This window comes from Acidiphilium multivorum AIU301, from assembly GCF_000202835.1.
In the GTDB taxonomy this organism is placed as follows: Bacteria; Pseudomonadota; Alphaproteobacteria; order Acetobacterales; family Acetobacteraceae; genus Acidiphilium; species Acidiphilium multivorum.
This window is the reverse complement of the sequence record NC_015186.1, coordinates 1,233,508-1,246,723: the sequence shown is the minus strand read 5'-3', so window position 1 is coordinate 1,246,723 and position 13,216 is coordinate 1,233,508. Positions and strand designations below refer to the sequence as shown.

Annotated in this window: 15 protein-coding genes; 8 read left to right on the top strand and 7 right to left on the bottom strand. The window is 70.7% G+C overall.

What is annotated here, in order from left to right:
• Positions 1-236: 236 nt before the first annotated feature.
• The 7 genes from ACMV_RS05455 to ACMV_RS05425 form a co-directional block, all read right to left on the bottom strand.
• Positions 237-1,028 carry an ABC transporter permease gene (locus ACMV_RS05455; RefSeq protein ID WP_013639793.1) on the bottom strand — a complete coding sequence of 264 codons (792 nt, stop codon included), beginning with the start codon at positions 1,026-1,028 and terminating at the stop codon, positions 237-239.
• Positions 1,025-1,624 carry an ABC transporter ATP-binding protein gene (locus tag ACMV_RS05450; protein ID WP_013639792.1) on the bottom strand — a complete coding sequence of 200 codons (600 nt, stop codon included), beginning with the start codon at positions 1,622-1,624 and terminating at the stop codon, positions 1,025-1,027. The genes ACMV_RS05455 and ACMV_RS05450 overlap by 4 nt, the downstream gene beginning before the upstream one ends.
• 4 nt (positions 1,625-1,628) lie before the next feature.
• Positions 1,629-3,035 carry a dipeptidase gene (locus ACMV_RS05445; protein WP_013639791.1) on the bottom strand — a complete coding sequence of 469 codons (1,407 nt, stop codon included), beginning with the start codon at positions 3,033-3,035 and terminating at the stop codon, positions 1,629-1,631.
• A 65-nt stretch (positions 3,036-3,100) separates the two neighbouring features.
• Entirely contained in the window at positions 3,101-3,388 is a 288-nt protein-coding gene (locus ACMV_RS05440) for a 4a-hydroxytetrahydrobiopterin dehydratase (protein WP_007421687.1), read from the bottom strand.
• The gene (locus tag ACMV_RS05435; RefSeq protein ID WP_085947336.1) at positions 3,385-4,023 is read right to left on the bottom strand and encodes a uracil-DNA glycosylase family protein; all 639 of its coding nucleotides are present in this window, start codon (positions 4,021-4,023) and stop codon (positions 3,385-3,387) included. Before ACMV_RS05435 ends, ACMV_RS05440 begins: the two co-directional genes overlap by 4 nt.
• Before the next feature lie 2 nt (positions 4,024-4,025).
• Complete coding sequence (locus tag ACMV_RS05430) at positions 4,026-4,685, bottom strand: glutathione S-transferase family protein (protein ID WP_013639789.1); 660 nt, start codon at positions 4,683-4,685, stop codon at positions 4,026-4,028.
• Between the two features lie 9 nt (positions 4,686-4,694).
• Positions 4,695-5,576 (bottom strand): alpha/beta hydrolase, encoded by an 882-nt coding sequence (locus ACMV_RS05425; RefSeq protein ID WP_231295364.1) that lies wholly within the window; start codon positions 5,574-5,576, stop codon positions 4,695-4,697.
• Between the two features lie 205 nt (positions 5,577-5,781).
• Here ACMV_RS05425 and ACMV_RS05420 point away from each other — a divergent pair, with 205 nt between their 5' ends.
• The 8 genes from ACMV_RS05420 (at position 5,782) to ACMV_RS05385 (ending at position 13,181) form a co-directional block, all read left to right on the top strand.
• Entirely contained in the window at positions 5,782-6,021 is a 240-nt protein-coding gene (locus ACMV_RS05420) for a hypothetical protein (RefSeq protein WP_013639787.1), read from the top strand.
• A 48-nt stretch (positions 6,022-6,069) separates the two neighbouring features.
• Positions 6,070-6,906: a dihydropteroate synthase gene (gene folP, locus ACMV_RS05415; protein WP_013639786.1), complete on the top strand. Its 837-nt coding sequence runs from the start codon at positions 6,070-6,072 to the stop codon at positions 6,904-6,906.
• Between the two features lie 75 nt (positions 6,907-6,981).
• Positions 6,982-8,352: a phosphoglucosamine mutase gene (glmM, locus tag ACMV_RS05410; protein ID WP_011941804.1), complete on the top strand. Its 1,371-nt coding sequence runs from the start codon at positions 6,982-6,984 to the stop codon at positions 8,350-8,352.
• An 8-nt stretch (positions 8,353-8,360) separates the two neighbouring features.
• Positions 8,361-9,179 carry a bifunctional hydroxymethylpyrimidine kinase/phosphomethylpyrimidine kinase gene (gene thiD / locus ACMV_RS05405; RefSeq protein WP_013639785.1) on the top strand — a complete coding sequence of 273 codons (819 nt, stop codon included), beginning with the start codon at positions 8,361-8,363 and terminating at the stop codon, positions 9,177-9,179.
• 39 nt (positions 9,180-9,218) lie between these two features.
• The gene (locus ACMV_RS05400) at positions 9,219-9,641 is read left to right on the top strand and encodes an organic hydroperoxide resistance protein (protein ID WP_007422828.1); all 423 of its coding nucleotides are present in this window, start codon (positions 9,219-9,221) and stop codon (positions 9,639-9,641) included.
• A 136-nt stretch (positions 9,642-9,777) separates the two neighbouring features.
• Positions 9,778-10,989 carry an AAA family ATPase gene (locus tag ACMV_RS05395; RefSeq protein WP_007422829.1) on the top strand — a complete coding sequence of 404 codons (1,212 nt, stop codon included), beginning with the start codon at positions 9,778-9,780 and terminating at the stop codon, positions 10,987-10,989.
• A gap of 252 nt (positions 10,990-11,241) precedes the next feature.
• Positions 11,242-12,309: a class 1 fructose-bisphosphatase gene (locus ACMV_RS05390; protein WP_013639784.1), complete on the top strand. Its 1,068-nt coding sequence runs from the start codon at positions 11,242-11,244 to the stop codon at positions 12,307-12,309.
• A complete protein-coding gene (locus ACMV_RS05385) occupies positions 12,306-13,181 on the top strand; it encodes a phosphoribulokinase (RefSeq protein ID WP_007422831.1) in 876 nt (291 codons plus the stop codon). The genes ACMV_RS05390 and ACMV_RS05385 overlap by 4 nt, the downstream gene beginning before the upstream one ends.
• The last annotated feature ends 35 nt before the right edge of the window (positions 13,182-13,216 follow it).

Below are 13,216 nucleotides of genomic sequence, written 5' to 3'. Positions count from 1 at the left end.
GCGGACTTCCTATCGGAGATCGCGTCGCGGCGAAACCGCCGCGCCCCGTCAGGGCGGCGAAACCGCCGCGCCCCGTCAGGGCGGCGAAACCGCCGCGCCCCGTCAGGGCGGCGAAACCGCCGCGCCCCGTCAGGGCGGCGAAACCGCCGCGCCCCGCCAGCGCGGCGAAACCGCCGCGCCCCGTCAGGGCGGCGAAACCGCCGCGCCCGGTCAGTGCGGCGAAACCGCGCCCCGTTTCAGTGCAGCCGGTCGAGCCGCAGCCGCTCGCGCCCGTCGGTCAGCCGCCGCGCCGCGAAATAGGCCGCGCCCACGGCGGCGATGCCGGTCGCCCCGGCGAGCAGGAACATCAGCATGATCTGGTATTTCACCGCCGAAACCGGCGACAGCCCGGCGAGGATCTGCCCGGTCATGATGCCCGGCAGCGTCACCAGCCCGGCGGCGGACATGGTGTTGACGATCGGCAGCATCCCCCGGCGCACCGCCTCGCGGATCAACGGGCGCATCGCGTCGCGGAACGTCGCCCCGAGGGCGAGCTGCGCCTCGATCGCGGCGCGCTCGCGCGTCACCGCCGAGAGCAGCGCGTCGAGCGAGAGCGAGGCGGCGTTGAGCGCGTTGCCAAGCATGATCCCGGCGAGCGGAATGGCATAGCGCGCCGCATACCACGGTTCCGGGCGGATCGCGGTGGCCAGCGCGAAGATCGCGGTGATGAAGGTGGCCAGCGCCACCGCCGAAAGCCCGGCGATCTGGTTGCCGTAGCGCGCGAGCCGCCGCTCCGGCCGTGCCGCGACCTCGCGCCCCGCGATCGCGACCATCAGCAGGATGATGCCGAGCGTGAGCAGCGGCGCCTCGGCGGCGAACACGAAGCGGAGCAAAAACCCGATCAGCAGGAGTTGCACGGCGCAGCGCGCCGCCGCGACCAGCAATTGCCGGTGCAGCCTGAGGCCGAGCAGCACCGAGGCCAGCGCGTCGACCAGCACGAGCGAGGCGGCGATCAGCAGATCCGCCGGGGTCAGGTCGATCGGGGTCATGCGAGGTTCAGCCGCCCGCCTTCGAGATGCATCCGCTGCGCGCCAAGGCGCTGGGCCTGTTCCTCGTCATGCGTCACCATCACGATCGCGGTGCCGGCGGCAAGCCGCAGCGCCAGCAGCTTCTCGACCAGCACCGTCGCCTTCGGATCGAGCGCGCCGGTCGGCTCGTCGAGCAGCAGCACGTCGGGCCGGGGCAGGATGGTGCGGATCAGCGCGAGGCGCATCCGCTCGCCGGTCGAAAGCCGGTGGATCTTCTGGTCGAGCAGCGCCGGCGCCAGGGCAAGCTGCGGCATCATCTCCGCCGCCGCCGCGCGGTCGGGGAAATGGGCGGCAGCCGTCTCGTGCCACCAGCCCGGCTCGGCCGGCAGATAGGCGACGCGCCGGCGCCAGGACGGCGCCGGCATCGCCGCGCGGTCCGCCCCGCCGAGCGCGACCCGCCCCTCATGCGGGTCGAGATCGGCGATCATCCGCAGCAGCACCGACTTGCCCGCCCCGGACGGGCCGGTGATCGCCACCGCCTCGCCGCGCCCGAGCGCGAGGTCGAACGGCCCGCCCGCGGCCCCGCGCAGGCCGGCCGCCACCAGGAATGACGCCACCGCCTCAGCCGGCGAAGGCGGCAAGCATCCGCGCCTCGGCCCGCATGCCGCGATGGAAGCAGCGCATTTCGAATTTCTCGTTCGGGCTGTGGATGCAGTCATCGTCCAGCCCGAAGCCGACCAGCAGCGTCTTCAACCCGAGCTGCCGCTCGAACGCCTCGACCACCGGAATCGACGCGCCGCATCCGGCGAGCACCGGCTTGCGGCCGAATTCCTGCTCCAGCGCCGCCCGCGCCGCGCGGACGAATGGCAGGTCGACCGGCACGACCAGCCCGGCCGAGGCGCCATGCACCTCGAAACGCGCCTTCGCATCCGGCAGCAGCCGCGCGTTGACGAATTCCTTGAATCCCTCGACCACCTTCGCCGGGTCCTGGCCCGGCACCAGGCGGAAGGTGAGCTTGGCGCCGGCCTCGGCGGGAATCACCGTCTTGGTGCCCTCGCCCTGATAGCCGCCGAAAATGCCGTTGATCTCGGCGGTCGGCCGCGCCCAGTTCTGCTCCAGCACCGAAAACCCGCGCTCGCCGCTCGCCCGGGCGAGGCCGATGCCGCCGAGCCAGGCGGCCTCGTCGAACCCCGTCGCCCGCCAGGAGGCGAGCACGTCCGCCGGAATATCGAGGATGCCGTCATAGAAGCCCGGAATCCGGATCCGCCCGTCGGCGTCGAACAGGTCGCCGAGAATGCGGGTCAGCGCGCGGATCGGGTTGAGCGCCGGCCCGCCGAACAGGCCGGAATGCAGGTCGCGGTCCGGCCCCGAAATCCGCACCTCCACCGCCGCGAGCCCGCGCAGGCTGGTGGTGATCGCCGGCGTCTGCCGGTCCCACATGTTGGTGTCGGCGACGAGCACGAAATCGGCCTTCAGCGCGTCGCGCTCGGCCTCGAGCATGGCGGCGAGCGAGGGGCTGCCGCACTCCTCCTCGCCCTCCAGCAGCACGGTGAGGTTCACCGGCAGGCCGCCCGTCACGTCGAGCCAGGCGCGCACCGCCTCCAGCACCATCATCACCTGGCCCTTGTCGTCCACCGCGCCGCGGGCGACCACGCGCGGGCCTTCCGGATGGTCCACAAGCTGCGGGTCGAACGGATCGCTGTGCCAGAGGTCCAGCGGATCGGCGGGCTGCACGTCGTAATGCCCGTAATACAGCACGGTCGGCGCATCCGGCCCGGCCTTGTGATGCGTCGCGATCACGCCGGGCAGGCCCCTGGTCTCCGACAGCCGTGCGGCGAATCCCATCCCCGCGAGCAGGTCGCGCATATGTGAAGCGGCGCGCAGGCAATCCGCCCGGTGCGGCGAGGTTTCGGTCAGCCCCTGCGCGCTGATCGAGGGAATCCGCAACAGCTCGAACCAGCGCCCGCGCGCGCTGTCGAGATGGGCGTCGATATGGGCGAGAACGTCGTCGATCCTGCTGGTGCTCATCGAATGTCCCTCTGTTGGCGGCACGACGATAGGGGAGGGCGGCGTGCCGGAAAAGACAGCGGCGCTCAAGCCAGCCCGTCGATCGCCTCCGCGAGGCGGATATCGCGCGCCGAAAGCCCCCCCGCGTCATGGGTCGACAGCAGGATCGTCACGCGATTGTAGACATTCGACCATTCCGGGTGATGGTCGTGCTTCTCCGCGAGCAGCGCCACCCGCGTCATGAACGCGAAGGCCTCGGAGAAATCGGCGAAGGCGAAGCGCCGTTCGATCGCGTCGCGGTCCTTCGCCAGCGACCATTCCGGCAAGAGGTCGACAAGGGCGGCGCGTTCGGCATCGGTCAGGCGGGGGATCATGTCGTGTCTCCTTGCTCCGAGAGGGCGGCGGCGAAGGCGGCGCGCAGGGCGGGGATCACCTCGGTCTCGAACCAGGGCCGCCGCGCCGCCCAGGCCCGTGTCCGCCAGGAGGGATGCGGCAGCGGAAACCGCGAGGGCAGATAGGCTGCGAACCCCCGCACCCGCTCCTCCATCGCCCCCTTGCCGAGATGATAGAGAATCGCGTGGCTGCCGACCAGCAGCGTGAGGCGGATCGCCGGCATCGCCGCGCGCAGCCGCCCCTGCCAGAGCCTGCCGCATTCCGGCCGCGGCGGGGCGTCGCCGCCGCGCGCCAGCCGTCCCGGATAGCACAGCCCCATCGGCACGATCGCGATCCGGCTTTCGTCGTAGAACGTGGCCCGGTCGATGCCGAGCCAGTCGCGCAGCCGGTCGCCCGAGGGATCGTTCCAGGGAATCCCGCTCGCGTGAACCTTCGTCCCCGGCGCCTGCCCGACGATCAGCACGCGCGCCGTGGCCGAGATGCGGAACACCGGGCGCGGGCCCAGCGGCAACGACGCGGCGCAGACCGTGCAGGCCCGCGCCGCCGCGGCGACGTCGTCGATCGTCTCGCCCGCCGTCGCGCCGGCCCCGCCCGCCACGACGGGGTCGGGGATCATGGTCACGTCTCGTATCGGGCGATCTTCCAGTCGTCCGGCTCCGCGGCGGCGTCCCGGTACCAGGCATCGACCAGCTCATGCGCCCGAATGGCGGCGAGATAGGCTTCGGTCGTCGCCGTGACCTTCGGCCGGTAGGTCAGCAGCCGCGAGACCACCGGCGCATACATCGCATCCGCCCCGGTCAGCGCCGCGCCGAACAGGAACGGCCCGCCGGCGCCGAAGCGCTTGCGCGTCTCCGCCCAGATCGCCTCGATCCGGTCGAGATCGGCGCGCACCGCCGGCGCCGGCTCGGCGGGCTCCAGCGTGCGCGTGCAGTTCATCGGCATGGCGAGGCGGAGTTCGCGGAATCCGCCATGCATCTCGGCGGCGATGGCGCGCGCATGGGCGCGGGCGATGCGCGCCGCCGGCCAGATCTGCGGCGCGATCTCGGCGCAATACTCGATGATGGCGAGACTGTCCCAGACCCGCGCCCCCTCGTGTTCGAGGAACGGCACCATGCCCGAGGCCGAGACGGCCTTGACCGCCGGCGTGTGCCCGCCCGCCAGCGGGATCACCCGCTCCTCCACCGCGAGGCCGGCAAGGCGCACGGCCAGCCACCCGCGCAACGACCACGAGGAATAGCGGCGGCTGCCGATATAGAGGACCGATGAGTTGTCATTCATGATTGACGATTAGCCCGGATGCAGCCGCCCCGCCATATCGGGCGCCCGTCCGCCGGTATCGCGCGCCCCGCCCGGCGGCGCCGCGGTGCGGCCGATGAACGAGGCGATATCCCGCCAGACCGGCGGCATCAGCCCGAAGCTCGGCAGCACCGAGAGCAGCAGCCGGACATGCGAGAGCCGTTCGTAAATCCGCGTGTCCACCGTCGCGCCGGCCTCGCGCAGCCGGGCCGCCAGCGCCGCCGTGTTGGCCGGCGCCACCAGCCGGTCCCGCGCGCCGGTGATCAGCAGCGACGGCGGGGCGGCGGGGCTCACATGGCTGATCGGCTGACAGACCGGATCATCGGCGAAGCGGTCGAAGATGCGGCGATAGACCGGCCCGGTCATCGGCAGGAAATCATACGGCCCCGCGAGCCCGATGGCGCCGGCGAGCGCCGACGGCGTCACCCCCTCGGCGCCGAGATACCCTTCCGCCAGAGCGAGCATCATCGCGAGATAGGCCCCGGCGGAGTGCCCGGCGACGAACACCGCCCGGCCATCGCCGCCGAATTGCCACGCATGGCGGAGCATGAAGGCGGTCGCCCGTGCCGCGTCGTGAATGAACGCCGGGTAGCGGACCTCCGGGTAGAGCCGGTAGTCGGGCACCGCGACGACCAGGCCGAGCCGGGCCAGCGCGCGGCCGAGAAACGCATATTCGCCCCGCGCGCCGGTCTGCCACGAGCCGCCATAGAAGAATACGACGACGGGCAGAAGGCCGCCGCCCGCGCGGGCCGGCCGATGGATGTCGAGCCGGTCGCGCGTCCCGTCGCCGAACGCGACATCCCGTGTCGTGACCGTGCCGAACCGCGGCACAGCGCGGTTCAGCAGGTCGATCGGCGTCGGCAATGCTGTCATGTAACGGATATGGCGGGCCGTTTCTGCCCGGCAATATATGCCGGTCCGGCAAAATCTGCCGTCCGCGGACGGCGTCCATCCCGCATTCGCGCCGGAACACCGCCGGGAAATCTGGCACGCGAGATGCATCCACATCCGTCGAGGGCTTCGGGCGGACGGGCGCAGTCCCGCCGGCCGCGCACCCGGCCACGAAAGGAGTTCGCGCATGATCATCCACAATCTCGCCGCCGCGGCGCAGCCCATCGCCTATGCCGGCGGCATCGCGTCGTCGCACCGTCCCGGATTCGGCGCCACGCTGCAGGCGACGCTCGCCAGCCTGCAGGCAACGCAGGCCGGCACCTCCGCCGTCCTCAACGGCATCGGCCCGGCCCAGGCGCTGCCCGGCGCCCAGAGCAGCACCACGCACCATCACCACCAGGCGCCGACGATCCCTGGCCTCGGCTAATCGAAGGGCGGATTTGGCCGAAGCCGCGTTTGCGGCTAATCGGCCCGCATGACTGACGTCGCCGCATCCGGCTGGGCGGGGTTCGACCTCGCCCGGCCCCTCGTCATGGGCATCCTGAACGCCACGCCCGACAGTTTTTCGGGCGGCGGCGCGACGCAAGGCCCCTCGGCCCTGATCGAAACCGGGCTCGCCATGCGCGCGGCCGGCGCCGCGATCATCGATGTCGGCGGCGAAAGCACCCGCCCCGGCGCCGCCGTGGTGCCGCCCGACATCGAGATCGCCCGCATTGTGCCGGTCATCGGCGGCCTCGCCCGGGACGGCGCGACCGTCTCGGTCGACACGCGGAACGCCGCCACCATGCGCGCCGCCCTCGATGCCGGGGCGCGCATCGTCAACGACGTCTCCGGCCTCCGCCACGATCCCGCCGCCGCGCCGCTGGTCGCCGCCGCCGCCTGCCCCGTCATCCTGATGCACATGCGCGGCACCCCGGCGACGATGAGCGCGCAGGCGGTCTATAACGATGTCGTCGCCGATGTCCTCGCCGAACTCGCGGCCACCCGCGACGCCGCCCTTGCCGCCGGCATCGCGCCCGCCGCCATCGCGCTCGATCCCGGTTTCGGCTTCACCAAGCGCGGCGCGCAGAACGTGGCGCTGCTGCGCGCCCTGCCATCCTTCCGCGCGCTCGGCCATCCGGTCCTCGCCGGCGTCTCGCGCAAGCGCTTCATCGGCGAACTCGCCGGCGAGCCCGACCCCGCCCGCCGCGATCCCGGCTCCATCGCCGCCGCCCTGTTCGCGGCGGGGCGGGGGGCGGCGATCATCCGCGTCCACGACGTGCCCGGCACGGTGCAGGCGCTGCGCGTCTGGCAGGCCCTCGCCGATGCCTGACTGGACCGTGAGGCCGTCTCTTGGGATATTGGGCGCGCCGGCCCGGCCCACGCCACAGCAAGGTTTCGATCCGCGATGAACCAGATCCAGCCCCGCCCCAAACGCCGCCTGTTCGGCACCGACGGCATCCGCGGCCGCGCCAACACCGCGCCGATGACCGCCGAAATCGCGCTCCGCCTCGGCCAGGCGGCCGGCCTGCTGTTCACCCGCGGCGATCACCGCCACCGGGTCATCATCGGCAAGGACACCCGCCTGTCCGGCTACATGCTCGAACCGGCGCTCACCGCCGGCTTCATCGGCGCCGGAATGGACGTGACCCTCGCCGGCCCGCTGCCCACCCCGGCCATCGCCATGCTCACCCGCAGCCTGCGCGCCGATCTCGGCGTGGTCATCTCGGCCTCGCACAACCCGTTCGAGGATAACGGCATCAAGCTGTTCGGCCCGGACGGCGCCAAGCTGTCCGACGAGACGGAAGCCGAGATCGAGGCGCTGATGGAGGAGGATCTCTCCGGCCGGCTCGCCGCCCCGTCGGCGCTCGGCCGGGCGATGCGCCTGGTCGACGCCGCGGGCCGCTACGTCGAATCCGCGAAGTCGAGCCTGCCGCGCGGGCTGCGGCTCGACGGCCTGCGCGTCGTCCTCGATTGCGCCAATGGCGCCGCCTACAAGGTGGCGCCGGCGGCGCTGTGGGAACTCGGCGCCGAGGTCATCACCCTCGGCGTCAGCCCCGACGGCTTCAACATCAACCACGAATGCGGCTCGACCGTCCCCTCCGCCCTGTCGGCGGCGGTGGTCAAACACCGCGCCGATCTCGGCATCGCGCTCGACGGCGACGCCGACCGCGTGATCCTCGCCGACGAGCGCGGCCGGATCATCGACGGCGACCAGGTGCTGGCGCTGATCGCCCGCGCCTTCCAGGCCGATGGCCGCCTGTCGGGCAGCGGCATCGTCGCCACCGTGATGTCCAATCTCGGGCTGGAGCGATATCTCGGCGGCCTCGGCCTCGCCCTGCACCGCACCCCGGTGGGCGATCGCTACGTTGCCGAACACATGCGCGCGCACGGTCTCAATCTCGGCGGCGAGCAGTCCGGCCACGTCATCCTCGCGGATTTCGCCACCACCGGCGACGGGCTGATCGCAGCCCTCCAGGTGCTGGCGGTGCTGGTGCGCGAGGGGCGGCCGGCGAGCGAGGTGTGCCGCCTGTTCACGCCGCTGCCGCAACTGCTGCGCAATGTCCGCTACAGCGGCGCCTCGCCATTGCTCTCGCCCGCCGTCACGGCGGCGGCGGCGGCGGCGGAGGCAAGGCTCGCCGGCATCGGCCGCCTGCTGCTGCGCGCCTCCGGCACCGAGCCGCTGATCCGCGTGATGGCCGAGGGCGAGGACGAGCAGCTCGTCGCCGCCGTGGTCGACGAGCTCTGCGCCGTGATCGAGGCGGAATCGGCCGGCTGAGCGCGGCGATGGACTGGTTCCGGGTTCTCGCCATCGGCGGCTCGGACAGCGGCGGCGGCGCCGGCATCGAGGCCGACGTCAAGACGATCACCGCCCTGGGCGGCTACGCGATGACCGCGATCACCGCCGTCACCGCGCAGGACACCACCGGCATCGCCGCGATCGCCCCGGTGCCGCCCGATCTCGTCGCCCGGTCGATCCGCATGGTCGTGGCCGATCTCGGGGTCGATGCCATCAAGCTCGGCATGCTCGGCAGCGCCGGGACGGCCGAGGAAGTCTCCCTGGCGATCGCCGCCGCGGCGCCGGCCGCGCCTCTGGTGCTCGACCCCGTCCTCGCCTCGACCAGCGGCACCGCGCTGGCGGGGGAGGGCGCGCTCGCCATCATCCGCGACCGTCTGCTGCCCCGCTCCACGCTGGTGACGCCCAATCGCGACGAGGCGGCAACCCTCGCCGGCCTCGCCATCGATTCGCACGAGGATGCGATCCGCGCCGGCCGCGCGCTCTGCCGCCTCGGCGCCCGAGCCGTCCTGCTGAAGGGCGGCCATTTCGACGGCGATCCGGTCATCGACCGCCTGATCGCCGGCGACGACGTCGTGACCTTCGCCCATCCCCGCATCGCGACGCGCCACACCCACGGCACCGGCTGTACCCTGGCCAGCGCGATCGCCTGCGGCCTCGCGCGCGGCCTCGATCTCCGGGCCGCGATCGAGGCCGCCGAAGCGTTCCTCCACGCCGCCCTGCGCGCCGCCCCGGGGTTCGGCCGCGGCCACGGTCCGCTCGGCCATGCCCGCGCCGCCGCGCTCTTGCAGGATCGTCCGCCGGCATGATCTAGAATTCCGTCACTGATCGAGGAGGAAGTTCCTGCCATGAAAACACTGTATCACGGGCGCGGCCACGCGACCGGCGGCCGCACCGGCCATGCCGAAACCAGCGACGGCCGCCTCAAGGTCGATCTCAGCACGCCGAAGGAACTCGGCGGCGATGGCGGGCAGGGCACCAATCCGGAACAGCTCTTTGCCATCGGCTATTCAGCCTGTTTCCTCGGCGCGCTGAAATTCGTCGCCAATCAGGCGAAGGTGAAGATCCCCGAGGATGCGAAGGTGAATGCCGAGATCGGCATCGGCCCGCGCGACGACGGCACCGGGTTCGGGATCACGGCGCACCTGACCGTGACCATCCCGGGCATGGACCGCGCGCAGGCCGAGGACCTGGTGCGCAAGGCCGAGATCGTCTGTCCCTACGCGCATGCGACGCGCGGCAATATCGACAGCAGATTCGCCGTTGCCTGAAAGGCTTTCTTAAACTTTTCCGGCTATCCGGGTGCCATGCAGTCAGTGTTGCCCATGGCACCCGTGAGCGGGCCTGCCGCAGCCGGACGCCCCGCCGGGCGCTGCGGTTGCGTGCCGGCGGCGACCCCTCGTCGCCATGGATAACCCGTCGCTCAAGCCGGCCGAAGAGCCGGGGAACGATCTCGGCGCGCGGATCGACCAGCTCACGGTCCTGAGCTTCGTTGCCGATGCGGCGACCGAGCAGGTGATACGCGACGGGCTGGGCGACCTGGCCCAGACGGGCATCCAGAACACGGCGGACATTCGCCGCGGCAATCTGAAGGCCGCCATCGCCGCCCTCGCGAAAGTCCCGACGCCGCAAATCGTCGTCGTCGACATCGGCAAGGACGAGCGGCCGATGCACGCCCTGCTCGAACTCTGCGATGTCATCGAACCGTCGGTCTCCCTGCTGGTGATCGGCGAGGTCGACGATGTCGATCTCTACCGCAACATCATCCGGCGGGTCGGCGCGATCGACTACCTGTTCAAGCCGATCACCCGCGAGCTTGTCGCCCGCCATTTCGCCTCGCTGATCACCCGAAATTCGCCGGTCGCCGACCTGACGCGAGGCGGCCGGGTCATTTCCGTCACCGGCGCGCGCGGCGGGGTCGGCGGCAGCACCATCGCCGCCGCGCTGGCCTGGTATCTGGGCGTCGAGTCGAACCGTCACACCCTGCTGCTCGATGCCGATCCGTTCATCGGCACGGCACAGGACTGGTTCGGGGTCGAATTCAAACCCTCGTTCCAGACCCTTCTGCAGGATGCCGGAGATGACCCGGGTGCTGCCGTCGCGGGCGCGGTCCGGCCGGTCCGGAACCGGTTGCATGTCCTGGGCTCCCCGCCCGATCTCGCCTGCCAGCCGGCCGCCTCCGCCGGCGCCGCCCGGCGGATCATCGATGCGATCCGCATGCGCTTCAACTTCGTGATCGTCGACCTGCCGTTCCTGCCGATCCAGCAGCACCGGGAACTGCTCGAACTCGCCCATCACCGCATCATCGTTCTCGACCCGAGCATCGCGAGCCTGCGCGATACGGTGCGCCTGATCGCCGCGTCCAGCACGCCGGGCCAGCCGCAGCGGCCGACGATCTTCCTGAACCGCGAAGGCGCGGCCGGCGGCCTGCGTCGCAAGCACATCGAGGATGCGCTCAAGCGCAAGGTCGATCTCAGCCTCCCCGAACTGCCCAAACTCTTCACCAGCCTCGGCGCGCAGGAACGCTTCGCCGGTGTGCCCAAGGGGCCGCTCGGCCGCCTGATCGAAGACCTGGCCCGCGAAGCGGGCTTCGAGCGCGGACGCAACGCCGCCGCCTGACCGCCTGACGCAGCGCGTCGGCCACGGGCCGAGCCTGCCACAATCCACCCCGATATCGCGCCTTCACCGCTGCCCGCAGAAGGCTGTCATGCGCGGTGCATTAAATTCGGCAAAAAAACATACAAAGAAAATTTATCTTTACTTAGCTTAATTTCGTCTGCCAGTCTGATTTCCGCGATGCTGAGACAGCGCGGGGGCACGAGACCGGACAGCACGAGCCACAAGGTGGTGCGCCATTGAGGAGGAAACGAAATGAGCGACGCTCTGAGGCTCGATACCTGTCTTGACCAGATCGCCAGCCAGCTTCCCGCACTGACCGCTTCATGCCGCGTCGTCGAGGCGCTGGCCGGCGCCGCGAGACAGATCGCCCATCTGCTGGCCCGCGGCCCGCTCTCCGGCGATCTCGGCGCCGTCATCGGCGAGTCGCTCGACGGCGACGGCCAGAAGGCGCTTGATGCGATAACCCACGCCCTGGTGCGCGAGGCCGTCATCGCTTCCGGCGCCGCCGCCTTCGCCTCCGAGGAAGCGGCCGCGCCGGAATGGCTCGATCCGGCGGGCGAGGTCGCCGTCGCGGTCGACCCGCTCGACGGCTCGTCGAACATCGACACGCTGGCGCCGGTCGGAACGATCTTTTCCATCCTGCCCGCCCGGCATGCCAGCGGCGCCGATCCCGCAAGCCCGTTCCTGCAGACCGGGCGGCGCCAGCTCGCGGCCGGCTTCTTCATCTATGGCCCCCGCACCGCGCTCGCCGTGACGTTCGGCAACGGCACCCGCATCTTCACGCTCGATCCCGTCTCCGGCGCCTTTCTCGCGCCGGCCCCGCCGGCCACCGTGCCCGCCGCAACCCGCGAATACGCCATCAACGGATCCAATCTCCGCCACTGGGAAGAACCAATCCGCGACTACATCGTCGAGCTGAAGCAGGGCCGGAACGGTCCGCGCGGCATCGATTTCAACACCCGCTGGCTGGCCTCCATGGTGGGCGATGCGTTCCGCATCCTCGGCCGCGGCGGCATCTATCTCTACCCGGCGGACGAACGGCAAGGCTACGAGGCCGGAAGGCTGCGACTGGTCTATGAAGCGAACCCCATCGCCTTCCTCATGGAGCAGGCCGGCGCCTCCGCGACCGATGGCCGCATCCCGATCCTCGACCTCCAGCCGGCCCACATCCATCAACGCTGCCCGCTCGTCTTCGGCTCGGCCGATGAAGTCCGCCGCGTCGCCCAGGCCTATGAAAGGGCAGGGCAGCCTTCCTCGCCGCTGTTCCGCCGGCGTTCGCTGTTCCGTTCCACCTCGAACGTGGCGGAACTGTTCGCATGAGCCAGCGCCATCCCATCATCTCCGTCACCGGTTCCTCCGGCGCGGGCACCACCTCGGTGCGCAACGTGTTCGAACAGATCTTCCGCCGCGAGAAGATCACCGCCGCGCATATCGAGGGCGATGCGTTTCACCGCTACGATCGTGCGGAGATGAAAACGAAAATGGCCGAGGCGGAAGCTGCGGGAAACCGCCATTTCAGCCATTTCAGCCCGGAGACGAATCTCCTCGCCGAGCTCGCGGCAACCTTCGAGAGCTACGCCGCGACCGGCACCGGACAATACCGGCACTACATCCACGACCAGGATGAAGCCGAACGCTACGGCGGCACGCCCGGCACCTTCACGCCCTGGGAGGACCTGCCGGCGCCGACCGACATTCTCCTGTATGAAGGCCTGCACGGCGCCGTCAGGCATGGCGACATCGATACCGGGCGCCATGCCGACGTGAAGATCGGCGTCGTTCCCGTGATCAATCTCGAATGGATCCAGAAAATCCACCGCGACCGCGCGGCCCGCCGCTATTCCACCGAGGCGGTGATGGACACGATCCTGCGGCGGATGCCGGACTACGTGCACTACATCTGCCCGCAATTCACCGAGACGGACATCAACTTCCAGCGCGTGCCCACGGTCGACACCTCCAACCCCTTCATCGCCCGCTGGATCCCGACCGCCGATGAATCGATCGTGGTCATCCGCTTCCGCGATCCGCACGGCATCGACTTCCCCTATCTCCTCGCCATGCTGCACGGCAGTTTCATGTCTCGCGCGAACTCGATCGCGGTACCCGGAAACAAGTTCGATCTCGCCATGCAGCTCATTCTCACCCCGATCATCATGCAACTGATGGACCGGAAAAGGCGGGCGCAATGAACCCGCCCCCGACACGCCCAGGCGGCTGGCCCCGG

Coding starts and splice junctions, on each gene's coding strand:
- ACMV_RS05455 (WP_013639793.1), bottom strand. CDS start 1,028: ATGACCCCGATCGACCTGACCCCGGCGGATCTGCTGATCGCCGCCTCG.
- ACMV_RS05445 (WP_013639791.1), bottom strand. CDS start 3,035: ATGAGCACCAGCAGGATCGACGACGTTCTCGCCCATATCGACGCCCAT.
- ACMV_RS05440 (WP_007421687.1), bottom strand. CDS start 3,388: ATGATCCCCCGCCTGACCGATGCCGAACGCGCCGCCCTTGTCGACCTC.
- ACMV_RS05435 (WP_085947336.1), bottom strand. CDS start 4,023: ATGATCCCCGACCCCGTCGTGGCGGGCGGGGCCGGCGCGACGGCGGGC.
- ACMV_RS05430 (WP_013639789.1), bottom strand. CDS start 4,685: ATGAATGACAACTCATCGGTCCTCTATATCGGCAGCCGCCGCTATTCC.
- ACMV_RS05425 (WP_231295364.1), bottom strand. CDS start 5,576: ATGACAGCATTGCCGACGCCGATCGACCTGCTGAACCGCGCTGTGCCG.
- ACMV_RS05420 (WP_013639787.1), top strand. CDS start 5,782: ATGATCATCCACAATCTCGCCGCCGCGGCGCAGCCCATCGCCTATGCC.
- folP (WP_013639786.1), top strand. CDS start 6,070: ATGACTGACGTCGCCGCATCCGGCTGGGCGGGGTTCGACCTCGCCCGG.
- glmM (WP_011941804.1), top strand. CDS start 6,982: ATGAACCAGATCCAGCCCCGCCCCAAACGCCGCCTGTTCGGCACCGAC.
- thiD (WP_013639785.1), top strand. CDS start 8,361: ATGGACTGGTTCCGGGTTCTCGCCATCGGCGGCTCGGACAGCGGCGGC.
- ACMV_RS05400 (WP_007422828.1), top strand. CDS start 9,219: ATGAAAACACTGTATCACGGGCGCGGCCACGCGACCGGCGGCCGCACC.
- ACMV_RS05395 (WP_007422829.1), top strand. CDS start 9,778: ATGGATAACCCGTCGCTCAAGCCGGCCGAAGAGCCGGGGAACGATCTC.
- ACMV_RS05390 (WP_013639784.1), top strand. CDS start 11,242: ATGAGCGACGCTCTGAGGCTCGATACCTGTCTTGACCAGATCGCCAGC.
- ACMV_RS05385 (WP_007422831.1), top strand. CDS start 12,306: ATGAGCCAGCGCCATCCCATCATCTCCGTCACCGGTTCCTCCGGCGCG.